The following is a 25472-nucleotide window of genomic DNA, read 5'->3' as shown; positions in this document are numbered from 1 at the left end:
GTAAATTGGATCTATTTCATTGTCAATGTATGAACTATGGTTATCCATAAGATATGGCGTTCTATTATACATTTCATTGATGGGGGAATACACATGAGACGGAAAGAATTCACAGTAGATGAAGAACAGGAGATTACCGCATTTCTGGATCAGTGCTCCTTCGGGTTTCTGGGAACGGTCAGTCCGGATGGACAACCACGGGTTACACCGCTGAATTTCGTTTATATGGACGGTCACTTTTATTTCCACGGCAGTCTGGCCGGCGAGAAAATGAAACAGATCAAGCAGGATTCGTCGGTCAGTTTCACGGTGGCTGAAGAGTTCTCCCTAATTCCATCCTTTTTCAGTGATCCCGAGCTTGCTTGTCCGGCGACTTCTTTCTTCAAAAGTGTCATGGCCTTCGGTCAGGCAGAACCGGTTAAGGATCTGGACATCAAGGGTAAAGTGCTGCAACGATTCATGGAGAAACTCCAGCCGCAAGGTGGGTATGTGCCCATTGACGCTAATGACTCGCGTTACACAGGCAACCTCAAAGCTGTAGCCGTTGTAAGAATCGTGCCAGAACGAATCAGTGCCAAGTTTAAATTCGGACAAAATCTCTCCAGTGAACGATTCGATCATATCAGTGGTCAACTGGAACAGCGCAATGAGGGACGAGATGCCGAAACCGCTGAGATGATGCGGAAATATTGTCCATTTCATCAGCAATAAGTATCCATTTCGGTAGATTCATCCAAGGATAAATTCAGCTAATTCCCACCTTAAAACCCTCTGCAACAACGCGGTAAAGCGATATAACTGTCATGTTGCGTAATTTCCGTGACGGGGGGATGTCAAGGTGTTATAATGTTAGGCAGTTGAATCCCAAAGACTTGGAAGGATGAAAAGAATGAATCCACTGGCTGAACAGTTGAACGAAAGTATTCAGGCAGGCAGCAGTCACGTCTACTCCATGCTGTCACAGCTCGGCAAAGAAATTTATTTTCCTAAAGAAGGTATCTTGAGTCAATCTGCTGAAGCAGCAAGTTTGGCCAAAACCTATAATGCAACGATTGGTATCGCTCTGGAGGGCGGTGTGCCGATGCATCTTCCGGTTATTCAGGAGAAGCTCTCTGCATTCCAGCCGAAAGATCTGTACCCTTACGCTCCGCCTGCAGGTAAGCCTGAATTGCGGACCGTCTGGAGAGACAAGATGCTGAAGGAAACACCTTCGCTTGAAGGTAAAACGTTCGGTAACCCGATTGTAACCAATGCATTAACCCATGGACTTAGTATCGTAGCCGACCTGTTCGCCGATGAAGGGGACGCTGTCATATATCCGGATAAAAACTGGGAAAATTATGAGCTGACCTTCGGAATTCGTCGTCATGGCCAGTTGGTTCATTATCCCCTGTTCGATGATCAATTGAACTTCAACAGCGAAGGCTTGCTTCAAGCCCTGCTTGATCAGAAGGACAAAGGTAAAGCGATCGTACTGCTCAACTTCCCGAACAATCCTACTGGTTATACGCCTGGGGCCGAAGAAGCAGATGCGATTGTGAACACGATTCTTCAGGCAGCTGAAGCTGGCGTTAACGTGGTTGCTGTAACAGATGATGCCTACTTCGGACTGTTCTTCGAAGATTCCATTCATGAGTCCTTGTTTGGCAAACTTGCCAACATTCACCCACGTGTATTGACGGTAAAAGTGGATGGTGCAACCAAGGAAGAATTCGTATGGGGCTTCCGCGTTGGATTCATTACGTATGCCCATGAAGATGCAGCCGTTCTGCACGCATTGGAACAGAAGACACTCGGTATTATCCGGGCAACCATCTCCAGTGGCCCGCATCCTTCCCAGACTTTTGTATTGGATGCGCTCAAAGCACCGGAGTTTGAAGCACAGAAACAGGAGAAGTTCGAGATTATGAAAGGCCGTGCCAACAAGGTGAAGGCCATTCTCGATAGTGGCAAGTATGAAGATGCATGGGATTATTATCCCTTCAACTCTGGTTACTTCATGTGCCTGAAGCTGAAAAAAGTTGGTGCTGAAGAACTTCGAAGCCATTTGCTGCACCAATACGGCGTCGGTACCATCGCGCTGGGTGAATCGGATCTGCGAATCGCCTTCTCCTGTATTGAAGAATCTGGATTGGAAGATCTGTATGAAACCATCTATCGTGGAGTTCAGGATCTGCAGGCGACCTAGATAACACACTGTAACGAATTTACAAAACCTCAATAGATCAGGGGACACAGGATCATGTCTGTACCCTGGATGATATAAGAACCCTTTGTATAACGGCGACGTTTCATGTCTCCGGATATACAAAGGGTTCTTTTGTGTTTCATCTGCCCAAAAGCTTCAATTTCTGGCTTTACCGGGCATCGGCCCAATCAGCCTACCCCCAAGGCACATAATATACGATGTACGCAAGGGCGTGCCAAACAACCACTTGAAAGGGGAATGACCATGTCTGGAGTTGAAGATACAAGAGGCGGTTATGGATGCGGCGGTTACGGCGGAGGATTTACAAACACAGGTGCCATTCTCGTTCTGTTCATCTTGCTCGTGATTATCACTAAATCGTTCCTCTGTTAGTACGAAATACACACACTTGCTCGAGAACCAAGTGATCTGACTGTATGATTCCATTACAGCACAAAGAAGGGTATACCGGGATACAGCCCGGCATACCCTTCTTTTGTTATCTTTTGTACCTCTCACTGATGAACCCAATCTAATCATCCGAGTTGGTCAGGTGTCCAATCGTTTACTCGTCCTCTTCTTCCTTCAACCACTTGTTACCTTGCGAACGCCGCATGATTACAATGACCAGTATGCCCAATACGAGCGCCACTCCGGTGATGCTTAGTCCGCTCACTCCGGCAACTAGCATAGGCAGCCACATGAGCAATGCAGCCAATGCGTGCAGATGGAATATGAACCCTAACACCTGAGAACGACGACTTTCTCCTGAGATCGGATAGATCATAATCCAGAACGATTCACTATGGCTGCGACGCAGCGCACCCAACTGAACACCTGCAAGCAACAGGAAGAACAGATACACACCTACACCAAAGTAGCTGCCTGCTGTCCACCAGGATAGTAACATGCCCAGTACAACTAGGCGTAACACGATTGAGAACACTTCGGTTCGAATAAACGTTTTGGTAATCAGATATCGGTAAGCTTTCCCTGCATTCCAGGGAAGACCGCTTCCCAGTTTGCTAAGCCAGCGACGCGAACTTACTTTCTGTCCGGATGAAGGTACATCCACGAACCAGCCAAGCGTCCGCATAACCCTGCCAGCCTGCCCCTGCTCCACCTGAATAAGTCGTTCCCACGCTACCCGATGTTTCATCGGTACACGCAAGGCGACGATGTAGACGACAGCTAGCAGCAGCAGGAACCAGACGCTACGCTGCGGTGGCTGCCACAGCCATGCGCCAACCGCCAGCACTGCCAGTGCCCATCGCAAGAGGCGATATCCTCTTGCTGCCCCGACCTGAACCATTCTTAGCTCTTGCCACGCTCCGTAACTGGACAACCCTTTCCACAGTAGCAGGAATACGATGAACCAGCCAAATGGCCGTGCATCCAGATCTGCTCTGACATAGAGGGGCCACAGCGTAACAAACACAAGCAGCAAGCCCAGACTTTTATAGATGATGCCCCGGGCAAAGCTGTTCTTCAAATATTCCTGCATCCGGTATTCCTGTGGTCGCAGGAACACGATATCTGCCGGAAGGAGATATGTACGATAACTGCTAAACAGCACTAGCGGTGCCAGCAGCAACAATGCAATCCAGCGAATCGGAAATTCCGCGGGAATGTTCTGGACAAACGATGTATACCAGGCGGAGAACGCAATGACGAGAAATAAAAAGACCATAGCTACACCGCTCTGGATCACGTAACCCAGATAAGGAAGAATTCCGTTCCAGAATCCTGTGCGTCTTTGCTTCCATAGCAGCTTGAGATCCATGCTCAATCCCTGCCTTGTACGAGGGAATAGAACATGTGCTCCAGCGTGGCATCCGATTCCCCGAATTGGGAGCGCAATTCATTCAGCGTCCCTTGAGCAATGACCTGTCCACGGTGTAGAACGATAAAACGGTCACAGTAATTTTCAATCGTGGACAGGATGTGTGAACTGAGCAGGATGGATGATCCAGATGCTTTCATTTCAAGCATAAAATCAAGCAAAGAGCGAATACCCAGCGGGTCCAGCCCCAGGAAAGGCTCATCAATGATGTACAGTGGTGGTCCGGCCACAAAAGCACACATGATCATGACCTTTTGCCGCATCCCCTTGGACAGGTGAGTCGACAGACTTGTACTTTTTTCATTCATGCGGAACAATGCCAGCAATTTCTCCGTACGTTGTTTGAAGTCAGCCTCCGACACATTGTACGCTCTTGCCGTAAACTCCAGATGCTCCATCACCGTCATCTCATCATACAGTTCGGGTGATTCCGGTACGAATGCCATGGCCGATTGGTAAATCTGCGCATCCTCGTCCCGCTTCTTGCCCATTACTCGCACTTCGCCCTGTTGAGGGGTCATCAAGCCGAGGATATGTTTCATGGTTGTGCTTTTGCCAGCACCGTTTAATCCGATCAGTCCGACCATCTCACCACGTCCGACTTCCAGATCGATGCCGTGAAGAACCGGCCGTTTGGCACTATAACCTCCGCTTAGCCCACTGATTTGCAGAACAGGCGATTGAACGTTTTCCATCTATCCCTGCACCCCTTTCGTCAGATTCTATTCTTCGGAGCGTGGCGTTTTGTCTTTACTCCACTTGGGTGCTCCCTTGTTTTTACGATCCTGATCGCGCTCCGTGCGTCCTGTATTGCCAGCTGGTTTGCTACCCGCTGGACGCGAATTGGAGATTGTAGCTCGGGTACCACCATTGCGACTGCCCTGACCCGGTTTGCGATCTCTGGATTGCCCTGGTTTTCTGGAGAACGAATGTCCCTCAGGCCGCGTGTCCGGACGCGGATCAGCCTCCAGTACTTTACCGCCAAAGAGTACACGTTCTGGCAGTTCAATCCCGAGCTCGCGTGCGAATTTACGCATAATAAAGATCTGTGTTTCGTCCACAATGGACAGAACAATACCTGAACGTCCCATCCGGCCTGTACGACCTGCACGGTGAACATAGTGCTCCGAGTCAAATGCAGGGTCATAGTTAATGACCATTGGCAATCCTTCGATATCCAGTCCTCTGGCAGCGACTTCGCTGGCAATCAACAATTGCAGTTTACCGTTACGGAAGGCAGACAATACGTTACTGCGGGTCACTTTGTCAGCATCGCCATACAGCGCAGCAGCGGACAAGCCCAGATGATTCATTTTCGCTTCCACTTCACCAATATCTTCAGTTGCATTCACAAATACGATCGCCCGATCCGGATTGTACTGTCTAACCAGACGACGCAGCATGTCAATTTTGTTGCGGTTCTCTTCTACAAAATAAAAATGCTCAAGGCCCGCAGCCGTAGCCCGGTCCGGTTCAATTCCGATATGAACAGGCTCTTTCATCTCACGCTTCGCAAGTTCAGCCGTATGCTCATCAATGGTTGCTGAGAGGAAAATCAGCTGACGGTCCCGCAGTGCACTCTTCAGAACAAAGTTCACGTCACTTACGCCGCCAAGCTGGAATACCTGATCCGCTTCATCAATAACAATGGTGGAAACGTTGTGCATTTTCAGTTTTTTGAGTGTAATCAATTCTTTCAGTCGTCCCGGTGTACCCACAACCAATTGCGGATGCTCACGCAGCTTCTCGATCTGACGTTTAGCTGCTGCGCCACCAATCAGACCCAATACGCCGATCTTGCGTTCTTCCGCATAACGCTGCGCTTCTCGCACAATTTGCATCGCCAGCTCTTGCGTAGGTGCAATAATAAGCTTCTGTGTACCTTTGATATCCATTTTGATGGATTGTAATAGTGGCAGCAAATACGCCAACGTTTTTCCTGTTCCCGTCTGGGATTTGGATACGACATCTCGGCCTTCCAAAATAACCGGGATCGTCTGAGCCTGCACAGGTGAAGGTTCGTTAATGCCATGTTTGGCCAAAACCGCCTCTAGATCCTGTTCCACGCCAATTGAAGCAAATGTTTGATTCGTCATGTATGTCCATCCTTTTAATTTATTCATTTTGATGCTAGCCCTGCTTGTGCCTACTAAAACCGAAGCCTGTCATCACATTACCTTTCATTATATGCGAAAAAAGCCCGTGGACCAAATCTTATTCAGGAATTGTCCATTTGCACACAAAAAAAAGAAAAGCCCCTCGGCGGAGCCTTTCTTTCATCCCGTATATGATGCCCAATATTGCGTTTACTTCTGATTCATTACACCGTGCGACAATCGGTCTGCAAGCCGTGGAAATAGCTGGTACAACCATATGCCAGCAGAAGCAAGTCTTGGCAGATTCACTTCTTCCTTGCGCTTCTTCATCGCTCGAATCATATGACCCGCAACGTCTTCCGGTTTCAACATCATCCAGCGTACATTATTCACATAATTGCCAGACGGGTCAGCCCGATGGAAAAATGGTGTATCAATCGGACCCGGGTTAATCGTTGTCACCAGGACTCCGGTCTTGCGAAGCTCCTGACGCAGCGCGTTACTAAATCCGAGAACAGCATGTTTCGTAGCCGTATAGGAAGCGGATTTGGCTGTACCGATTTTGCCAGCCATGGAAGCCACATTCACAATCTGTCCTCTACCCCGTTCCAGCATCTGTGGCAGCACTGCTTTGGTACAGCGGACAATGCCCATGTAATTGACGTCCATCATCTCATCGAATTCCTGTACAGACATGTCCGTCATAGCTGCGAATTTCCCATAACCCGCGTTATTCAGCAAAATGTCAATTCGTCCGTATTTATGCAATATCGCATCCACAGCTGCCTGAACCTGCTCACTATCCGTAACATCAAGCGTGAGCAATTCATGCTGCCCTTTCAGCGAGGCACCAATCTCTTCCAGCTTGTCCCGCGAACGGGCGGCCAGAATCGGGATGGCTCCTTCTTCTATCAGCATCTGCGCACACAGCGCACCGATACCACTCGATGCACCTGTGATAAACACTACCTGATCTTTCAGCATCCGTGATGTCCTCCCGTATTGAACACATATTGCCTTTTGAGGCGTATGGTTCTATTCTACGAGATCATGACCTGAATATCCATCTCACCAATGCCGTCCATCAGCAAAGGAATACTCAGTGCTTTCGTTGCACTAAATGTAGTCAGATGTTCGGATTTCATCACTTGTGGAGGTGTAATATCGACCACAACACCTTGGTTCGACAGAATCGTACTGGCATTACCACTGATCATATTACCGAGTTCCGAAATAGCACTTTTGCTCATTTCATCCATTTCTGTGATAACGAATCCGCCCATCATCGCAGATACAATTTTCAGTGCAACTTGTTCGTTGATTCCAAATACAATGTTTCCGCTAAGTTGTCCGGTCATTCCGATCACGATCCAGACATGGTCTGCAATGTACTCTACATTCTTCACGCCAAGACTCCCGGTGGAAGGCGAAACCTGGATGAGCTGTTCGAATACGTTCCGTGCCGATTCCAGGAAAGGATTAATCACTTCCGCTTTCACTGTCTATGTCCCCCTCACACTGGGTTATTGGTCACACACCAAAAGTCCCATATTCAATAAATTTATTATACTTTATCACGTACAAGAATTCATTAAGAATTCGTTAAACCATGTGTACTATAATTTATCGTCATCCGTGGGGCAAATGTTTATAGCTGATTCTAGCGAATAAACGGAGCTTTTCACTTCTTTTGCAGAAAGCTTTTCGATCATTGTAGGTGGCAAAAGGCATTTAGGACTTTATGACTGTTTTCTCACAACTGTTAAAAAAATCAAATTCTTGCATTCGCGTTTTTTTCACAGTCTCTTGAACTACTTTTCATCCCGACAATCACCTTCATTGCTCTGCTGTCCTGAATCACCTATAATTTAAGATAACGGAACAATAACCAGTTACGGGATTTCATCGCACCAAACACTACATAATCAAGATACTTTGCCTGCAAGGAGGTCACCTATGAACATAAGCCAACTGGAGACACTTATTACCATTTCCAAAACGATGAGCTTCCGCAAAGCGGGAGAACTTCTGAACCTGACCCAGCCTGCCGTCTCGGCACAGATCAAAAGTCTTGAGGATGAATTCAGCACCGTTCTTGTGGATCGCAACCAACCCGTCACCCTGACAGACCGCGGACAGGTATTTCTGGAGCATGCTGAACGGATGCTCGACATCGTCGACGAGTTGAAACAAAAATTGTCCGATCTCGATGAAACCCCACAAGGACGTATCGTGCTGGGTACAACGACTTCCATTGCTATTCAGATCTTGCCAAGGGTGTTATCCTATTTCCAAGATCAATTCCCACTGATCAAAACCAGTATTCAATCCCTGCCTTCATCACAGATCTATACTCAGGTCGAAAATGGTCTGGTTGATATTGGTATCGGTTATCTCACGGAGCGCAATCCCAACCTGAATACCTCTGTGCTGTACTATGACACATTCGAACTCGTGGTATCTCCTTCCCATCCGCTGGCGAAGAAAAAACATGCTGCCGTGGATGTGCTCCGCAGTACACCATTGATCCTACTGTCCCCGGATACCGTAGGACGCCGGTTTACGGAAACCATCTTCAAGAAACATAATATTGAACCCAATATTGTGATGGAGTTGTCGAGCAGTGAGGAAGTGAAACGGATGGTCGAGATTGATCTCGGAGCAGCTGTCATATCCAAACAATCGGTTGCCCATGAGTTGCGTCAAGGTACACTGCGAATGATACCCTTAAGTGAGCTGGAGGTCAGTCACCCTGTTGGTGTGATTTATAAGTCCAGTCGGTACCTCAACTCAGCAATGCAGCAATTCATAAGTGACCTCAAAGGCATGCCGGAAACCCAATTCATCAGTTCAGAATGACAACGAGCCATGAGAAAGGAAGGATTCCATATGAAATTCGATCTTCATACACATCATTTTCGTTGTGGTCACGCAGACGGCAACATCCGCGATTATATAGAGGCAGGTATTGAGGCAGGACTTCAGGCCATCGGTATCTCGGATCATACGCCATACTTTGGCAGTGAGCTTGAGCAGGCATTTCCCCGGATCGCAATGGGTAAGTCGGAATTACAGCATTATGTGAAAGAAGTCCTTGCTCTGAAAGAAGAATACGCTGGTAAAATCGATGTGCTGCTCGGCATTGAATCTGACTACTTCCCTACTCATGCGGAATTGTACCGTACCACGCTGGGACAGTATCCTTTTGACTATATTATTGGTTCGGTTCATCATACCGAGGATGTAAGCATCTTCAACAAAACCCGGTGGAATGGACTAAGCAATGATCGCAAAGTTGAAGTAAAAGAAAGCTATTATTCATTGATCCGGCAATCGGCTCGCAGTGGTATGTTCCAGATCCTTGGACATATTGATGCGATGAAAGGAAATTATCCACCCTTCTCCGAAATTATCGCTGATCAGGCCATTGATGAAACGTTGCAGGTCATTGCAGAATCCAACGTAGCCATCGAAATTAACACTTCAGGTAAAACCAAACTCAGCGGTGGATGGTACCCGTCAGATGCCATTCTGGAACGAGCCCATCATTATGGAGTGAAGGTGACATTCGGGTCGGATGCTCATAAACCGCAGCGGGTTGCAGACGAGCTGGATGACGTTCGTACACGCCTCAAGGAGATTGGATTCACCGACTGGGTGTACTTCAAGCAGAAACAGATGCAGATTGTATCACTGTAAAATAGAGCAAACACAAAGCCCCCCACAGCGCGCTTGTTTACGCTGTGGGGGGCTTTGTAGTGTCCTATATAAAGAAATACAACTATATTTTGCACGATAACGGAGAGGACAGAAATAACTTGAAGAAGCGGAGCGGTCGCCTTTATCCCCGGATTTGCCCCTTTTCAAAAGGGAATCAAAAAATCTGGGGATAACAGCGATCGGAGGGTTATTCTGTCATCGGAGTGCCTGTGTAAAAATTCAAAAAAAATGAACCCGCTCTCGCGGGTCCCAACAGCATTATCTATTATCAAAAAGGGGGTCATGAGATAAGTTTACCCCTTGTCTGTTAGAGTTCAATTGCAGCTATATTTCAATTGTGTAACAAATGATTGAAGTTCGATTCATTCACGTTCGACTACTCTTACTCTATGTCATTGCGGCTTGTCAGATACCAGGGTTTGCAAGTCTTTCTCCTGAAGCGGGCGTACGTATTGTTCCCGGTACATGCTGTACACTTTGACATCCATCAGGGATTCTGATGTCTCGTCATCCTCATCATGTAGGGCGAACGAGGGGAGACTCCTCTCGTAGGACATCCCTATTTTACTTAGCACTCGTTCGGAAGATACATTAGCCTCATAACAACGGGCCTCAACCCTCCGTAGATGAAGATCGGCAAATCCAAACTGCAGCAGCCGCTGTACCGCCTCGGTAGCCACCCCCATGCCCCAACAGGATCTGTTCAGGATATAACCAATCTGTGCCGTGCCATTCTGATCATTCCAGTGCTGGAATGACGTGATCCCAATGACCTGTTCTTTGCCTCTCCAGCAGATCCCATAATGTAACGAATCCAGCTTGGCGCTGCTGCTCCGTATCTGGTTCAATAACCGTCTAGCCCTGATCGGTGTGGGCTGGCTTCCCCTATTCACATATCGGATGACCTGAGGATCGGAAAAGAGTTCCGATAATGTGCTGTAATCACTTTGACGCAATGATCGCAGGACAAGACGCTCTGTCCACAAAGCAGGCAGACCTTGAACCAGCATTTTTCGGGTAAGCATGACAATCGCTCCTTTTGCCTAAACGGGCTCTAGTCCGGTAAGACAAGCATGCTCTGAAGGTGATCCGGCGTAATACCATTTTGAACTGATCCACGAAGTTTAGTATTCGCATTTTAGTATTTAACCTATTGCATCATTCAATTCCTAACGCTTATGGTTCGGGTGCTGACTACTCCTGCAACCCGCGATAGATCCCCGTACGAATCTCACGGATGTAAAAATCCAATGCAGGAACATTCGCCGACTGTGCAGCATTTACTTCTTGCTCAATATCATAAGGTACCCGCACAAATTGAACATTGAACGGAGTATTACTATCGTTGCTATCTTCACCCTCTAGAATACAGTAGGACGCTTGAGGAAGATCGAGCGGATTACCAACACTTCCTGCATTAAACAGTAATTTGCCATTCATATACTGCAAGTATGCGTTATGCACATCACCATAACCTACGACATCTGCTATACCTTGGTCAGGCTCATCAGCCGGAGGATCAAACATTGCTAACCTCTTTTCCAGCTCATCCCAAGGCTGTACACGATGGTATACACTTTGAGGTGAAGCATGAACCAGGCGGATGGTGCGACCACTCAGCTGAAACTGATGACTGAAAGGTAGACTCGCCAAGTATGCCAATCGTTCCTCACCCAGCCGTTCTGCTTGCCATGTAAAATTCTCGTTGTCCTGGTTAACCGCAACCAGCTCATCCCAATTACCGCGGATGACAAGTTCGCACGCCGCTCTCACCTGATCGACAACCTGTACCGGTTCTGGTCCCTTGCCAACGAGGTCACCAAGACAAAAGATTCGCTCCACGCCACGACTTCGGATATCTTTTAGCACTGCTTCCCAGGCAGTCATGTTGCCATGAATGTCGGATACAATCGCAATTCGTTCCATCTGGATAACCTCCATTCATGTTGAATCCTTTATGTTTTGCGTTCATCTTATATTCCTTTTATGTGGTTAATCCTTTAAGCTCAAACACCGTTAATTCGGGTCTGCACAGAAAACGAATGGGCAATTGGGTCATGCCAAAACCACGATTCACATACACGGGCATCTGCGTCTGGGTGGAATAATATACCCCCTGGACATCCGTGTAATACAACCCCTGAACATACTTGTGTGATCCTCGCGGAGTTGTCAGTGCCCCGATCCAGGGAAAACGTACCTGTCCACCATGGCTATGACCGGAAAGCTGCAGTCCGAAACCATAGGGAGTCGCAATGTCGGCATAATCGGGTTCATGCATGAGCAGCAATTTCCACACATCATGATCCAGTCCCTTGATGGCTTGGGCAGGATCCGGCCTGCCTGTAAGTGCGTCATCCAGACCAGCTATGGCCAGACGTTCGCCTCCTTGTTCTATCACCACATGTTCGTTCCGTAACAAAGTGAATCCGGCTTCACGGAACATCGTTGCCACTTCATTTTGCTGCCCGCTCCGATAATCATGATTCCCCAAAACCGCAAACTTGCCATACTTCGCTTGCATGGAGGCCAATACCGGAATACATTCACGCATCGGCTCTGCTTCCCTCTCGACGATGTCCCCGGTAAAACAGATCAGGTCCGGTTGCTGCTCTTCAATCGTCGCTGCCAGCTTCTTCATCTCTTTCACCCCGGTATGAAAACCAAGATGAGCATCGCTGAACTGAACGACACGCAATCCGTCAAATGCCTTCGGAAACTTCGGCAGTTTCAGCTCCACTTGCTTGATTTCCAGACGACGCGGCTCCCAAAGCCAGGCATAACCTCCTGTGAGCAAACTGGCACCCGCCGTCATCAAAACCATGCGCAATAAGAAACTTCGACGAGAGGGATCATGATCCTTTTCTTCCCCAGGAAACACAGACTCTTCTACACCTGGTGCTTTGTGCGAGCGCTGGGACGGCGAGTTGTTGCTGCCCTGACGCGGTGTCTCTGCCATATTTCCCCCTCCTTCTACGCTCTTAATCCATCCCCTTAGTATATCATATTCTGCATGGGTAGCCCGGTTCCTCTGCTTCTTCATAAAAAGAAGCCGGGATCTCCGGCATGTTGCTGCACGGGATCACGACTTCTTCTAAGTTGCAGATTACACTTCTGCACAGGTTATGACGAGATTATACACCCAACCAGCGTTTGAACATATGCTTGGTCGTTTGTTTGTTCATTTCCGCAATGGAGGTTGTCAATGGAATGCCTTTTGGACAGGATTGCACACAGTTCTGTGAGTTACCACAGCCCTCAATGCCTCCGTCTTCCATCAATGCTTCCAGACGATCGTCGGCGTTCATCTCCCCTGTTGGGTGAGCATTGAACAGGCGCACTTGGGAAAGCGCTGCTGGACCAATAAAGTCTGTTTTCTCATTGACGTTCGGGCATGCTTCCAGACATACACCACATGTCATGCATTTGGACAGCTCATATGCCCACTGACGCTTCTTCTCAGGCATCCGTGGACCTGGACCGAGGTCATAGGTACCATCGATCGGAATCCATGCTTTTACGCGTTTCAGGGCGCTAAACATCCGAGTACGGTCGATGACCAGGTCACGTACCACCGGGAATGTCTTCATTGGTTCGATGCGAACAGGCTGTTCCAGCTTGTCGATCAGGGCTGCACACGCTTGACGTGGCTTGCCGTTGATGACCATGGAGCAGGCACCGCAGACTTCTTCGAGACAGTTAGAATCCCAGCACACGGGAGCAATGGATTTGCCATCTGTATTAACCGGGTTACGCTGAATCTCCATCAGGGCGCTGATCACGTTCATGTTGGGACGGTACGGAAGCTCAAATTCTTCGTTGTACGAAGATGACTCCGGGCTGTCCTGACGGGTGATGATAAACTTGACGGTTTTGTTGGCTGTAGCTTGTTCCGCCATATCGTAGTCCCCTCCTCTGGTGACGATGATTGTATTGCTGATGCGCAAAGTTACTGGTTTGGTGCACGGGAGACGCTTCGTCAGCGGAATGCCCCTCTGATCGCTGTTATCCCCGGATTTTTTTTATCAACCTTTCCAGGGTTAAAATCCGGTGATAAAGGCGAGCGCTTCGCTTCTTCTGGGCATTTCCGCTTCCTCCGCTACGTCGTGCACTGGGTCACTTTGCTGGAAACAGTACTCCAGTCATGCTGGATTGCCGTAATTTTTTAGAATTTCAAGCCTCGCAAATATGTGGCTTGCTTGTGAACAAGCTTTTCGTTTTCTCTGCTGCGTTGTGCACACAGAGTATCTTTGCTGAGAACCTTCACTCCATCACTTTGATGGCAGTAACTTTGAAGAAGCTCTGCTTCTCCAAAGTTCTCCTGCCTCTCCGTTCAGGTGTTTAACTATTCATTGCATGAATAGTGTGGTACTTCTTAATCCTTGGAGTAGTCCCGGATACGTGGTGGGATCAGGGATACGTCTACTGGCTCGTACGAGATTTTCGGGCCTTCCTTCGACCAGCTTGCGATCGTCGTTTTCAGGAACTCTTCGTCATTACGCTCCGTAAATTCCGGTTTGTAATGCGCGCCGCGGCTTTCGTTACGTAGCAGTGCGCCCAGTGTCATCGCTTCTGCCAACTCAATCATGTTCCACAGTTGACGGGTGAACGCTGCGCTCGGGTTGTTCCAACCGGAGCTGTCGTACATGTTGATTTTGCCATAACGCTCTTTCAATTCCTTGATCTTACCGATCGTGGCTTCAAGCTTGTCGTTGTAGCGTACAACCGTCATGTTGGCTGTCATCCACTCGCCAAGTTCTTTATGAATGACATAGGCATTTTCCGTGCCCTGCATTTTCAAGATGCCCTCGTATTTGTCGCTTTGTTGTTTGGTGTGTTTCTCGAATACGGAAGATGGGATATCAGCGGACGATTTTTTAAGTCCTTTGATATATTCAGCCGCTTTTGGTCCAGCCACCATACCACCGTAGATCGCGGAAACGAGTGAGTTTGCACCCAGACGGTTCGCACCATGGTATTGATATTCACATTCACCAGCTGCGAACAGCCCAGGAATGTTGGTCATTTGGTTGTAATCTACCCACATGCCGCCCATGGAATAATGGACTGCCGGGAAGATTTTCATCGGGATTTTACGCGGGTCATCGCCCATGAACTTCTCATAGATCTCAATGATTCCGCCGAGTTTAACATCCAGTTCCTTCGGATCTTTGTGCGACAGGTCGAGATAAACCATGTTTTCGCCGTTCACACCCAGACCCATATCTACGCAGACGCTGAAGATTTCACGAGTCGCGATATCACGCGGAACCAGGTTACCATAGGATGGATATTTTTCCTCAAGGAAGTACCATGGCTTGCCGTCTTTGTACGTCCAGATCCGTCCACCTTCACCACGCGCGGATTCGGACATGAGACGCAGCTTGTCATCCCCTGGAATGGCTGTCGGGTGAATCTGAATGAACTCCCCGTTGGCGTAATTTACACCTTGCTGATACACCGCACTTGCCGCTGTACCTGTGTTAATTACAGAGTTGGTCGTTTTACCGAAGATGATACCCGGACCACCGCTCGCCAGAATAACTGCTTCTGCCGGGAAGGTCTGTACTTTCATCGTTTTCAGATCTTGGGCTACAATTCCGCGACAAACGCCTTCATCATCCAAAACGGCCTGCAGGAATTCCCAGTTCTCGTATTTCGTAACAAGACCTGCTGCTTCCCAGCGACGTACCTGCTCGTCTAATGCATAGAGCAATTGTTGCCCTGTTGTCGCTCCAGCAAACGCTGTACGGTGATGCTTCGTTCCCCCGAAACGACGGAAATCAAGCAAACCTTCCGGTGTCCGGTTGAACATGACGCCCATCCGGTCCATCAAGTGAATAATGCCAGGTGCAGCTTCGCACATTGCTTTAACCGGAGGTTGGTTCGCGAGGAAGTCACCGCCGTATACCGTATCGTCAAAGTGTACCCATGGCGAGTCACCCTCACCCTTAGTGTTTACCGCTCCGTTAATGCCGCCTTGTGCGCATACAGAGTGAGATCTTTTAACAGGAACCAGTGAAAATAAATGAACATGGACTCCGGCTTCAGCCGATTTGATCGCCGCCATCAAGCCTGCGAGACCGCCGCCCACAATAATTACATTCGTTGATGCCATTGCTGTTCACTCCCTTATAAGTCAGCATTTATAAGCTAAATGCTTAAATTAGAACTGTTTTAACTGCGTCAATCATCGAAGTAGCTGTCTGGAAATCAATGCTCCGGAAAGCAAATAGTGAAGCAATAAACATGATAGAAACGATAGCGAACAAGCTCATACATACGTAAGAGGATACACGTTGCGCACGCGGACCAACTGTAATTCCCCAGCTAACGAGGAACGACCACAGGCCATTGGCAAAGTGATATGACGCCGCAACCACACTGATCATATATATCGCAAAGGTTATCGGATTCGTCACCGCATCATGTATGACGCCGCCAATCTCTTCATGGGATACATTACCCAGCGCAATCTGTACACGCGTCTCCCATACGTGCCAGATGACGAATACAAACGTAATGACACCGCTTACCCTCTGTAACGTATAGCGCCAGTTGCGCTCATTACCGTAACGCCCCACGTTAGGCTTGGCCTGATAGGCAATGTAAAGACCGTAAACACCGTGATAGAACAGCGGCAGCCAAATAAGTAACGCCTCGATCACAATAACAAGAGGCAAACCGTTCAGAAATGCAACGGCACCGTAAAAAGCTTCTTTGCCGCCTTCAACTGCCGTGAAGTTCGTCACCAAGTGCTCAACAAAGAACAGACTGAGCGGAATGACGCCAAGCAAGGAGTGCAGCTTTCTGGAGTAAAACCCTTTCATAAAATGTCGATCCCCTTTCGCTAAATACAACGTTTTCATAAATGATTTCACTTATCATGACACGAATCCTTTTCCATGAAAAGGTTCGACAAATTGTTCCGTTTTCGCCAGGTGTGAACAACTTGTGTCACGATTCATGTTACTCCTTTTTTTCTTATAAGGGAATTGCAATATAATTATTAAATGTTATAACCTATAGGTATAAGCAGTGAAACATTGGGTTTACAGGCCATACAACATGGAAAACGATTAAGCAAGGGCAAGAATCACACTCATCACTCATGGAAAAGAGGTCGTTGTTCATGTTCGAAGAGTTAAATGCATTTGCAGCGGTCGTGGAGCAATCCAGCCTGAACCGTGCATCCAAGCTACTAAACTTGTCCCAACCCGCACTCTCACGCAAAATTGCCAAGTTGGAGGATGAACTCGGAGTTGCCCTGTTCCACCGCCGAGGTAAACGGCTAGAGTTAACCAGTGTGGGCCAGTTCGCCTATACGTTCGCTGTGGAACAGAAGCAGCAACAACAGAAATTTCTGACCATGCTGGCCCAGTATAAAGACGAAGAACAGAGCACCATTACACTTGGCGCCAGCCTGACGACGCTTCAAACCACATTACCACCTCTCGTTAATGCTTTTATGGAGAAACATCCGAATGCCGAACTGAAATTGTTGACGGGAAAAACGCATGAGATTGTCTCTTTTGTACGTGATAAAAAAGCCGATGTGGGCATTGTCGCCTCCTCCATTAGTGAAACAGGGCTGAACTGTGTGCCGCTCTTTGATGATCATCTGGAGCTGGTTGTGCCGCTTACGCACCCTTTGTCCGGCAAGGAAGCCGGGATGGAGCATTTACAGGATCTGCCGATGATCACGTTCTCCAAGGGCACCTGGTACCGCAAATTAACGGACGACCTCTTCCAGCGCTGTGCTGTGATGCCGGATATTCGCATGGAGATTGATTCCTTCGAAGCGATCATCCGACTTCTGCCTTCTGCCAAAGCCGCTGCTCTGTTGCCCAAGTCCTATCTCCGTCCACAATTGCTCGCGGACAATGACCTGGTTTCTGTTCATTTGCCACAACTACAGCAGACCCGAAGAACTACCTGCATGATCTATGGGGAAAAAGAAGACCTCAGCGAGACCTCCAGACAATGGGTCAAGGAGACGGCTGCGCTCTTTACAGCAAAGGCGCCGTTGCCCTCACGGAGGACTACGACGCCTTTGCCTTAATCTGATGAGTCAGGTTCCAACGCCTGGCTCCCTTTTTAACTCATCTTTAATTATCAGCTTTCCTGGCTGATAACCTCTTCTTCAAACCGGTCGATATCTGCATTATTACCAATAATGACCATGATATCCCCCATCTGAAGCGAATCCAGTGCCGTCGGGGCAATAATGACACCGGCTTCTTTCTGTAACGCCACAATGCTGCACCCAAAGCGTACGCGTGCATTCAGGGTCGAAAGGGTTTTGTTGTGCAGACAGGCGGGAACCTTCATCTCGACAATACTGTAATCATTGGATAGTTCGATGTAATCTAGCAAATTCGGGGTAACCAGCTGATGGGCAACCCGAATGCCCATATCCCGTTCAGGGTAGACGACACGATCAATCCCCAGTTTATCCAGCGCTCGACCGTGAAGAACGGATATGGCCTTGGCCACGACCGTCTTGACGCCCAGCTCTTTTAACAGGATGGCGGTGAGAATGCTCGTCTGGATATCATCCCCGATGGCAACGATGCAGCAGTCAAAATTACGAATACCCAGAGAGCGCAACACTTCCTCATCTGTGGCATCGGCTACAACGGCATGGGTGACCAATTCACTCATGTCTTCGACGACTTCTTCATTTTTATCGATCCCGAGCACCTCGTAGCCGAGTTCCATTAATTCCTGTGCCAGACTGGAGCCAAACCGCCCGAGCCCAATTACCGCAAACTGCTGTGTTTTCATTGTTCTTCACGAACCCCTCATCCAAATCAATTTCATAACTCACTAAAAATGGATTCATCCAATAATCATTTTGCCTTCCGGATACCTGTATAACTCTTTACCCTTTTTCTGCCCAAGTGCATACGCTAATGTGATGGGTCCGAGCCTTCCTGCAAACATCGTAAAACAGATCAGGAGCTTCCCGATGGTGGTCAGCTTCAGCGTCAGTCCGAGCGATAATCCCACGGTGCCAAAGGCCGATGTCGTTTCAAATAAAATCATCATAAAACTGGCTTCTTCCGTGGTACTCAGCGCCATCGTTACGGCTATGATGAACAAGAGCGCCAGCAGTGTAATAGTAAGTGCCTTGAAAATCCGTTCCTGTACCAGCCGATAGCGGAAAAATACGATATCTTCACGTCCACGCATCATGGCGATGACCGCGCCAGCCATAATCATAAATGTCGTCGTTTTGATCCCGCCCCCGGTAGAGCCCGGTGAAGCACCGATGAACATCAAAATGATGATGAAGAACTGCGTTGCCTGCCTGAGCCCGGCAATGTCTACCGTATTGGCCCCTGCTGTTCGCGGTGTAACCGACTGGAAGAAAGAACCGAGTATTTTCCCGCCCCAGTTCAGACCGCCGAGCGTCCGGGGATTACTCAATTCAAATACGAAAATAACGAGTGCACCAAACACAATCAACAATCCAGTCATCAGGAGTACCACTTTGGAATGTAGAGACAGCTTCCGCGTTTTGCGGTAATCCACCAGATCGGACAGCACCACAAAACCGATGCCACCAGCGACAATCAAGAACATGGCCGTAAAATTCACCAGCGGGTCATACACATATCCGGTCAAACTGCGGAAATCCCCAAACATATCAAAACCCGCATTGTTAAACATGGAGATCGCATGCCAATAACCATAATAGATCGCCTGTCCGATTGGCATGTCAAACGACCAGCGAATGGCAAACAACGTGCCACATATGCCTTCGAGAATGAGTGAGTAGATCACAACTTTACGAATCAGCCGAACGATGCCCTCCATCGTGCTCTGGTTCATCGCTTCCTGTAGAATCAGCCGCTCCCTCAGCGAGATTCGGCGTTTGAATGCAATGGCAACCAATGTGGACATCGTCATGAAGCCCAGCCCGCCAATTTGAATCAGAATCGCGATCACAACCTGACCCAGCATCGAAAAATGAGTACCTGTATCGACCACAACCAAACCGGTGACACAGACGGCCGAAGTTGCCGTAAAGAGCGCATCAATAAATGCAAGGCTGTCACCGTTGCGGCTGGATGCAGGAAGCATTAATAGCAGCGTACCTACCAATATGATGCCAGCAAACCCTAAAACAAGAATACGTGGTGGCGATAAACGCATCCATTGAACATTCAGTTTCACTTGAGTATCATCCACCTCTGCTAAAATGAAAATAACTCCACACCACGTGGAGCCTTCTTCATCTGAAATGCTGTTTCCAAACGTTAAACATGTATGATTCAGATTAAAACGACATATATAATGAAGTTGGAATATATTCTATTCGTTCCCTTGTTCGGCGAAAGACATGCGGATTATTGCACATTTGTTTCAAAATTATAAGCGCTGCGGCGTTTGCAGACAAAACGTTTTTTGTGTAAATCGGATCGAATTCAGCCAAAAAGGGAAAAACTCAGATATGGCGACGGATGGATCAGATTCTTTTGGTCATTTTCATGCATTTTCATGGATTTGCACCTGTTTTCGTTACATGATTGGCATTCGGGGCTTGCCCTGTGCTATGTTTACTTTAATATCCATATTAATGAAGGAGGAACACCATTACATGAATCCCTTAGGGCAGCCTTTGCTACTCAAGGCTAACTTCAAGCGTCTGGGGTTGCTTGCGGCGATCGGCCTGATTCTATTTTTCGTATTTCAGATCTTTCCTGCTACCTCATCGCAAACAACAGAAATTTCGTCCACTTCCTTTATAACCAAGGAGCAGGCGATGCAATCCGCACGATCATTCGCAGCTTCTGTAGATGACTATACACTGCCAAGTGATGCCGGAAACACCCTGGTAACCTACCAGACACATTCCGATATCTACGGGTATATGGCGAAAACCAAACAACTCGACACCTATAACCAGAAATGGGAAACAGCCTATCCTTACGATGTGTACCGCGTTCGTTTGCCTGATCAGGACAAAGGCGGATACTTAAATGTTGACGTACATATGAAAACAGGAAAAGTCGTTGGATTCAAACGAGAAATCCCTTCCTCTCTCTATACCGCCATTGAGGCGGAGCAGGCCAGTGGGAGAGTGACCACATCGCAAGTGCTCGCCGAAGGCAATATGTCTCTGAACGAGAAGGAAGAGCTGGCAGCTGGTGTTCTGACCGAATTCGGCTATGAAGTGCCGACACTTCAACTGGATACTCGCGATGGTGAAGCGGGACTGAAGTATACAGATGCTGCAAAAACGATTGGAGACTCCAAGCTTGAACTGAACTTTACGTTTGAAGAGGGTGCAGTACGATCGTTCGATCCTGGCTTCTCGGTCCCTGAATCCCATACCAATTATGTGAAAGCTCAGACGCGTCAAGCCAACTGGATGACCTATGGCGGCTATGCATTCCTGACCCTTGTTCTGGGCGTGCTGGCCATTATCTATAGCATTCTGACCCGAACACATACGTCTTTCAAACGCGGGATCATTCTCTCGCTGGTGTATTTCGCAGCTTCGGTGATTGGCACGCTGAACATGATTCCTCTGCTTCAGGCACAAGGATTCTCCAACTTCATGTTAGCGTTCCTGATGTTATTTCAGATAGGCATTACACTGGTCATGAGTGCAACCATCTATCTATCCCTTGTTGCCGGTGACGGCATGTGGCGTAAAATTGGTCTGAACCCTTGGCCTCGTGCCAAAGAACCGGGATACGGAAAATATGTACTTCACAGTATGTATGCTGGTTACCTGTGGGCATTCATTCTGCTGGGTGTGCAATCCATCCTTTTCTTCATTCTGGAAAAGAGCATTGGCACCTGGTCAACGACGTCAGCAGATCAATCTACATTTAATATGAGCTATGCATGGCTCTTCCCGATTATGGCCTGGATGGCCGGTATTGGTGAAGAAACGGTCTATCGACTGTTCGGTATTCGCATGATGCAGAAGATTGTGCGTAACACGTTTATTGCCTGTCTGATCCCGACCATCATTTGGGCACTTGGACACACATTGTATCCGATCTACCCGGTAATCACTCGTCCCATTGAGCTGATGGTCATTGGATTGCTGTTCAGTCTAATCATGCTGCGTCACGGCTTCATTGCCGTTGTATTCGCCCATGTGATCTTCGACAGCCTACTGATGGGACTCAGCCTGATCTTCATGGGTGACGCCCTGAATATGGCTGCTGGACTCTTCTGGATTGTGCTCCCGGCCATCGTTGGATATGTGGTCTACAAATTCAATCCAAAACAAAAAGAGAAGCCGTATGTTACGACTCCTCATCCCGAAGTGCTACAATAATCTGATTCGCTAGCTTGTCACCAATAGATAGAGGCCGGAAGTCTTCGACGCTGGCCTCTTTTATTTTGCGCAAAGAGCCAAAATGCTTCAAAAGCAGCTTACGACGCTTCTCTCCGATCCCCGGAATGGCATCCAAACGTGACGTCACCATCGATTTGCCACGCTGTTCACGGTGGAACGAGATAGCGAAACGGTGAACCTCTTCCTGTATCCGCTGCAACAGGTAGAATTCCTGACTATCCCGAGGCAGGGAGATGACTTCAGGTGGATTACCGATCATTAACTGTGAAGTCTTATGCTTCGCATCCTTCACCAGACCGCATACCGGAATAAACAGCCCCAACTCATTTTCCAAAATATCGACCGCAGCCGAGATCTGTCCTTTACCACCATCGACCACAATCAGGTCAGGCTGGGTCAGGTTTTCTTTCAATACCCGCTCATAACGGCGACGGATGACTTCTCTCATCGTTTCATAATCATCCGGTCCTTCAACCGAACGGACCTTGTACTTCCGATATTCCTTCTTATCGGGTTTACCATCCGTAAATACAATCATGGCAGATACCGGGTTCGTTCCCTGAATGTTCGAGTTATCGAACGCTTCAATTCGGCGAAGCTGATCCAGTCCAATAAAGCGTCCCAGTCCTTCGGCAGCTTTGGATGTCCGTTCTTCATTTCGCTCAATCAGACGGAACTTCTCTTCCAGTGCCACCCGTGCATTATCCACGGCCATGGTGATCATCTGCCGTTTTAATCCACGTTGTGGAATGAGCACTTTGATCTCCAACCACTCCTGTAACGCAGCAGCAACCTGGGTTGGGTCTTCCAGCCCTGCAGGGAGTTTCTCAGCTGATGCAGCTGTATCCGTTGTGGTGGCGTCCTCTTGCATCATCGCAGATTGTTCACCTTCTGCCTCAGCGGAATTCTCTCCATATGCTGCACGAGTCTCAGCAACCAGTGGTTGGGAAGGGGTACTTTTTTCCACTTGTCCCGTCTGTTCGAACTCCACCGTAACTGCGGCAGGTACTGCTCCATCATCATCAGATACCGTATCCGTACTGTCGTCACCCGTTACCATATCTTTGGGCATTTCCGGCAATAAAATCTCTTGTGGCAATGCCGGATTATCACTGTAATACTGTGTGACGTAGGAGATAAAGTCACTGTACGCCTCACCATAAAACGGGAAGGTGGAGACATGGCGTTCGATCATTTTACCCTGACGCATATATAGAATCTGGACACACATCCAGCCTTTATCAATGGCAAAACCAAATACATCACGGTCTCTGGCATCGGCCATCGTAATTTTCTGCTTTTCCATCATTGCATCAATGGCGATCACCTGGTCACGCAATTCCTTGGCACGTTCAAAATAAAGGTCCTCCGCAGCTTCTTGCATCTTACGCTGCAAATCCTTCTTGATCTCTTCATGCCCACCGCTCAGAAAGGAACCGATTTCTTGCGAAATATGATCATACTGTTCCTTCTCCACTTCCTGCACACAAGGAGCAAGACACTGTCCCATGTGAAAATACAGGCACACTTCTTTGGGCATTACACCGCATTTACGCAGTGGATACATACGGTCGAGCAGTTTTTTGGTTTGATGTGCTGCATACGAGTTCGGATAAGGTCCGAAGTATTTGGCTTTATCTTTCAGCACGCGCCGGGTAACTTCCAACCGGGGGTGCTTTTCATTCGTAATTTTAAGATACGGAAATGTCTTGTCATCCTTGAGCAAGACGTTGTAACGCGGCATATGTTTCTTGATCAGGTTACACTCCAGAATGAGTGCTTCCATGTTACTGCCTGTCACGATATATTCGAAATCACGGATTTCGGACACCAGACGCTGGGTCTTTCCGTTATGACTGCCGATAAAATAAGAGCGTACGCGGTTCTTCAACACCTTGGCCTTACCTACATAGATAATGGTGCCTTCACTGTTTTTCATCAGGTAACAACCAGACATATCCGGTAGCAAAGCGAGCTTGTGGCGAATCTGCTCCAGTGCCTTCTCCTGATCCTGCAGATCATTGATGAATTGGTCCATAATTCGGTGAATCCTCCTTCCCGAAAAAGCTGAAATCCTCACCTTACATGAGCGACTCCGATGACAGAATGATCTTTCGATCGCTGTTATCCCCAGATCTTTTCGATTCCCTTTTTTAAAGGGGAAAATCCGGTGATAGCCTACGCTTCCGATGTAGCTTTCTTTCAGAAAGCTTTTAGGCGAACACTTCGCTTCTACAGCTCATTTCTGTTCTCTCCGTTATCATGTAAATTTCAAGTTTCATTTTATATAAATAGTATACTTTATATTGTCCTATATAAAGGTATTCGACGCAAAACGCCCCCGGCATGTAAACCGGAGGCGTATGTGTAAGCCTGGTAAATTATTGGTGTTTTGCAATGATGCCTTTGAGCGCATCTTTCGAGTTCAGACCAACCACTTTATCTACGGGTTGACCGTCTTTGAAGAAGATCAATGTTGGAATGCTCATTACGCCGAAGCGGGAAGCAGATTCCGGGTTTTCATCCACGTTAACTTTAGCAATTTTCACTGCATCGCCAACTTCTGTGGACAGCTCTTCCAGAATTGGAGCGAGCATTTTACAAGGACCACACCAAGGCGCCCAGAAATCAACAAGAACCGTTCCTTCGCCTTCTACTTCAGCGTTGAAGGATTGATCGGATACGTTAACAATAGCCATGAAATTGTCCTCCTTATATATACTTACGGTTTATTTTAACCTGTAACGTCGTGAACGACACTTCCAGTATAACACAGGTATATCAAACTTGTGAATTGAACGACTTCAATGTTCATCTACCCAACATCAAATCTTCACAATTGCATGATATGGCAAGCCAACTGCAAAATCTTTACAAACGCTTTCTTTTCCAAGTATACTAAAATTACTCCGGGTTTCAGCCCCCATACGGGCAAGCTGTCATTCCCCATAAGGAGGCAATAACATGGACGCAAATGTGCGGATCAGCGACCCGCGTGAACATGTGAACGAGGAACCCCGCAACGATCTGTTTGATCTGATCGTGGGTGTTGCCGGCATGGGTGGCCTGATGACAGTGATCTTTTTCGGTATGGTTATCTTCAAATTCATCACCGAATAAGATACTCAGGCTCACGCAGGACCAGAAAAGCCCGGTTTTCGCGACAATGCGAAATCCAGGCTTTTTTTGGGACTACTTTAGAGCTTGATTGCAATCAGCTCAGCTTCTAAATCAAAAGCTCCACCGTTCATTTGAAAATTAACCGTTTCCGGAACCATTTCGTTCATTTAAGTCGGTAGA

General features: G+C 47.9%; 23 protein-coding genes. 8 read left to right on the top strand and 15 right to left on the bottom strand.

What is annotated here, in order from left to right; translation table 11 throughout:
- Nucleotides 1-93: 93 nt before the first annotated feature.
- The 3 genes from OM416_RS24980 (at nt 94) to OM416_RS24970 (ending at nt 2581) form a co-directional block, all read left to right on the top strand.
- Complete coding sequence (locus tag OM416_RS24980) at nt 94-711, top strand: pyridoxamine 5'-phosphate oxidase family protein (protein WP_264934127.1); 618 nt, start codon at nt 94-96, stop codon at nt 709-711.
- A 178-nt stretch (nt 712-889) separates the two neighbouring features.
- Nucleotides 890-2188: an aminotransferase class I/II-fold pyridoxal phosphate-dependent enzyme gene (locus tag OM416_RS24975; protein ID WP_264934125.1), complete on the top strand. Its 1299-nt coding sequence runs from the start codon at nt 890-892 to the stop codon at nt 2186-2188.
- 264 nt (nt 2189-2452) lie between these two features.
- Nucleotides 2453-2581, top strand: a complete 129-nt coding sequence (locus tag OM416_RS24970) for a hypothetical protein (RefSeq protein ID WP_017692471.1) — start codon at nt 2453-2455, stop codon at nt 2579-2581.
- Between the two features lie 172 nt (nt 2582-2753).
- Here the strand turns inward: OM416_RS24970 and OM416_RS24965 are convergent, their stop codons facing one another.
- From OM416_RS24965 to OM416_RS24945, 5 genes are all read right to left on the bottom strand, one after another.
- Nucleotides 2754-3971 carry an ABC transporter permease gene (locus OM416_RS24965; protein ID WP_264934123.1) on the bottom strand — a complete coding sequence of 406 codons (1218 nt, stop codon included), beginning with the start codon at nt 3969-3971 and terminating at the stop codon, nt 2754-2756.
- Nucleotides 3972-3973: 2 nt separating this feature from the next.
- On the bottom strand, nt 3974-4726 hold the full coding sequence (locus tag OM416_RS24960) for an ABC transporter ATP-binding protein (RefSeq protein ID WP_062837910.1): 753 nt from the start codon (nt 4724-4726) through the stop codon (nt 3974-3976).
- Nucleotides 4727-4753: 27 nt separating this feature from the next.
- Nucleotides 4754-6127, bottom strand: coding sequence for a DEAD/DEAH box helicase (locus OM416_RS24955; protein ID WP_264934121.1), 1374 nt, complete (start codon nt 6125-6127; stop codon nt 4754-4756).
- A 210-nt stretch (nt 6128-6337) separates the two neighbouring features.
- The gene (locus OM416_RS24950; protein ID WP_264934118.1) at nt 6338-7111 is read right to left on the bottom strand and encodes an SDR family NAD(P)-dependent oxidoreductase; all 774 of its coding nucleotides are present in this window, start codon (nt 7109-7111) and stop codon (nt 6338-6340) included.
- A gap of 56 nt (nt 7112-7167) precedes the next feature.
- Complete coding sequence (locus tag OM416_RS24945; protein WP_036605799.1) at nt 7168-7626, bottom strand: chemotaxis protein CheX; 459 nt, start codon at nt 7624-7626, stop codon at nt 7168-7170.
- A 457-nt stretch (nt 7627-8083) separates the two neighbouring features.
- Here OM416_RS24945 and OM416_RS24940 point away from each other — a divergent pair, with 457 nt between their 5' ends.
- A complete protein-coding gene (locus OM416_RS24940) occupies nt 8084-8986 on the top strand; it encodes a LysR family transcriptional regulator (RefSeq protein WP_036605798.1) in 903 nt (300 codons plus the stop codon).
- Between the two features lie 30 nt (nt 8987-9016).
- Entirely contained in the window at nt 9017-9826 is an 810-nt protein-coding gene (locus tag OM416_RS24935) for a histidinol-phosphatase (protein ID WP_264934110.1), read from the top strand.
- 413 nt (nt 9827-10239) lie between these two features.
- Here OM416_RS24935 and OM416_RS24930 read toward each other — a convergent pair whose 3' ends face one another.
- From OM416_RS24930 to OM416_RS24905, 6 genes are all read right to left on the bottom strand, one after another.
- On the bottom strand, nt 10240-10872 hold the full coding sequence (locus OM416_RS24930) for a GNAT family N-acetyltransferase (RefSeq protein ID WP_264934108.1): 633 nt from the start codon (nt 10870-10872) through the stop codon (nt 10240-10242).
- A gap of 169 nt (nt 10873-11041) precedes the next feature.
- Nucleotides 11042-11773, bottom strand: a complete 732-nt coding sequence (locus tag OM416_RS24925; RefSeq protein ID WP_264934106.1) for a metallophosphoesterase family protein — start codon at nt 11771-11773, stop codon at nt 11042-11044.
- 58 nt (nt 11774-11831) lie between these two features.
- A complete protein-coding gene (locus OM416_RS24920) occupies nt 11832-12806 on the bottom strand; it encodes a metallophosphoesterase (RefSeq protein WP_264934104.1) in 975 nt (324 codons plus the stop codon).
- A 175-nt stretch (nt 12807-12981) separates the two neighbouring features.
- Nucleotides 12982-13746 (bottom strand): succinate dehydrogenase iron-sulfur subunit, encoded by a 765-nt coding sequence (sdhB, locus tag OM416_RS24915; protein WP_062837919.1) that lies wholly within the window; start codon nt 13744-13746, stop codon nt 12982-12984.
- A 476-nt stretch (nt 13747-14222) separates the two neighbouring features.
- On the bottom strand, nt 14223-15965 hold the full coding sequence (gene sdhA, locus OM416_RS24910) for a succinate dehydrogenase flavoprotein subunit (protein WP_036673387.1): 1743 nt from the start codon (nt 15963-15965) through the stop codon (nt 14223-14225).
- A 43-nt stretch (nt 15966-16008) separates the two neighbouring features.
- Nucleotides 16009-16677, bottom strand: coding sequence for a succinate dehydrogenase cytochrome b558 subunit (locus OM416_RS24905; protein ID WP_264934098.1), 669 nt, complete (start codon nt 16675-16677; stop codon nt 16009-16011).
- Nucleotides 16678-16979: 302 nt separating this feature from the next.
- Here OM416_RS24905 and OM416_RS24900 point away from each other — a divergent pair, with 302 nt between their 5' ends.
- Nucleotides 16980-17909: a LysR family transcriptional regulator gene (locus tag OM416_RS24900; RefSeq protein ID WP_264934096.1), complete on the top strand. Its 930-nt coding sequence runs from the start codon at nt 16980-16982 to the stop codon at nt 17907-17909.
- Nucleotides 17910-17962: 53 nt separating this feature from the next.
- Here OM416_RS24900 and OM416_RS24895 read toward each other — a convergent pair whose 3' ends face one another.
- The gene (locus OM416_RS24895) at nt 17963-18634 is read right to left on the bottom strand and encodes a potassium channel family protein (RefSeq protein ID WP_074096339.1); all 672 of its coding nucleotides are present in this window, start codon (nt 18632-18634) and stop codon (nt 17963-17965) included.
- Nucleotides 18635-18688: 54 nt separating this feature from the next.
- A complete protein-coding gene (locus OM416_RS24890) occupies nt 18689-20008 on the bottom strand; it encodes a TrkH family potassium uptake protein (protein WP_413775828.1) in 1320 nt (439 codons plus the stop codon).
- 445 nt (nt 20009-20453) lie between these two features.
- Here OM416_RS24890 and OM416_RS24885 point away from each other — a divergent pair, with 445 nt between their 5' ends.
- A complete protein-coding gene (locus OM416_RS24885) occupies nt 20454-22151 on the top strand; it encodes a CPBP family intramembrane glutamic endopeptidase (RefSeq protein WP_264934090.1) in 1698 nt (565 codons plus the stop codon).
- Here the strand turns inward: OM416_RS24885 and uvrC are convergent.
- Nucleotides 22120-24210, bottom strand: coding sequence for an excinuclease ABC subunit UvrC (gene uvrC / locus OM416_RS24880; protein WP_264934088.1), 2091 nt, complete (start codon nt 24208-24210; stop codon nt 22120-22122). The genes OM416_RS24885 and uvrC overlap by 32 nt on opposite strands.
- 343 nt (nt 24211-24553) lie before the next feature.
- Nucleotides 24554-24871, bottom strand: coding sequence for a thioredoxin (gene trxA, locus OM416_RS24875; protein WP_017692451.1), 318 nt, complete (start codon nt 24869-24871; stop codon nt 24554-24556).
- Between the two features lie 265 nt (nt 24872-25136).
- On the opposite strand from trxA, the gene OM416_RS24870 reads away from it, so the two are divergent.
- Complete coding sequence (locus OM416_RS24870) at nt 25137-25292, top strand: YqzM family protein (RefSeq protein ID WP_139331949.1); 156 nt, start codon at nt 25137-25139, stop codon at nt 25290-25292.
- The last annotated feature ends 180 nt before the right edge of the window (nt 25293-25472 follow it).

The sequence above is a fragment of the Paenibacillus sp. LS1 genome (assembly GCF_026013365.1).
In the GTDB taxonomy this organism is placed as follows: Bacteria; Bacillota; Bacilli; order Paenibacillales; family Paenibacillaceae; genus Paenibacillus.
This window is presented reverse-complemented; position numbering and strand designations above follow the sequence as displayed.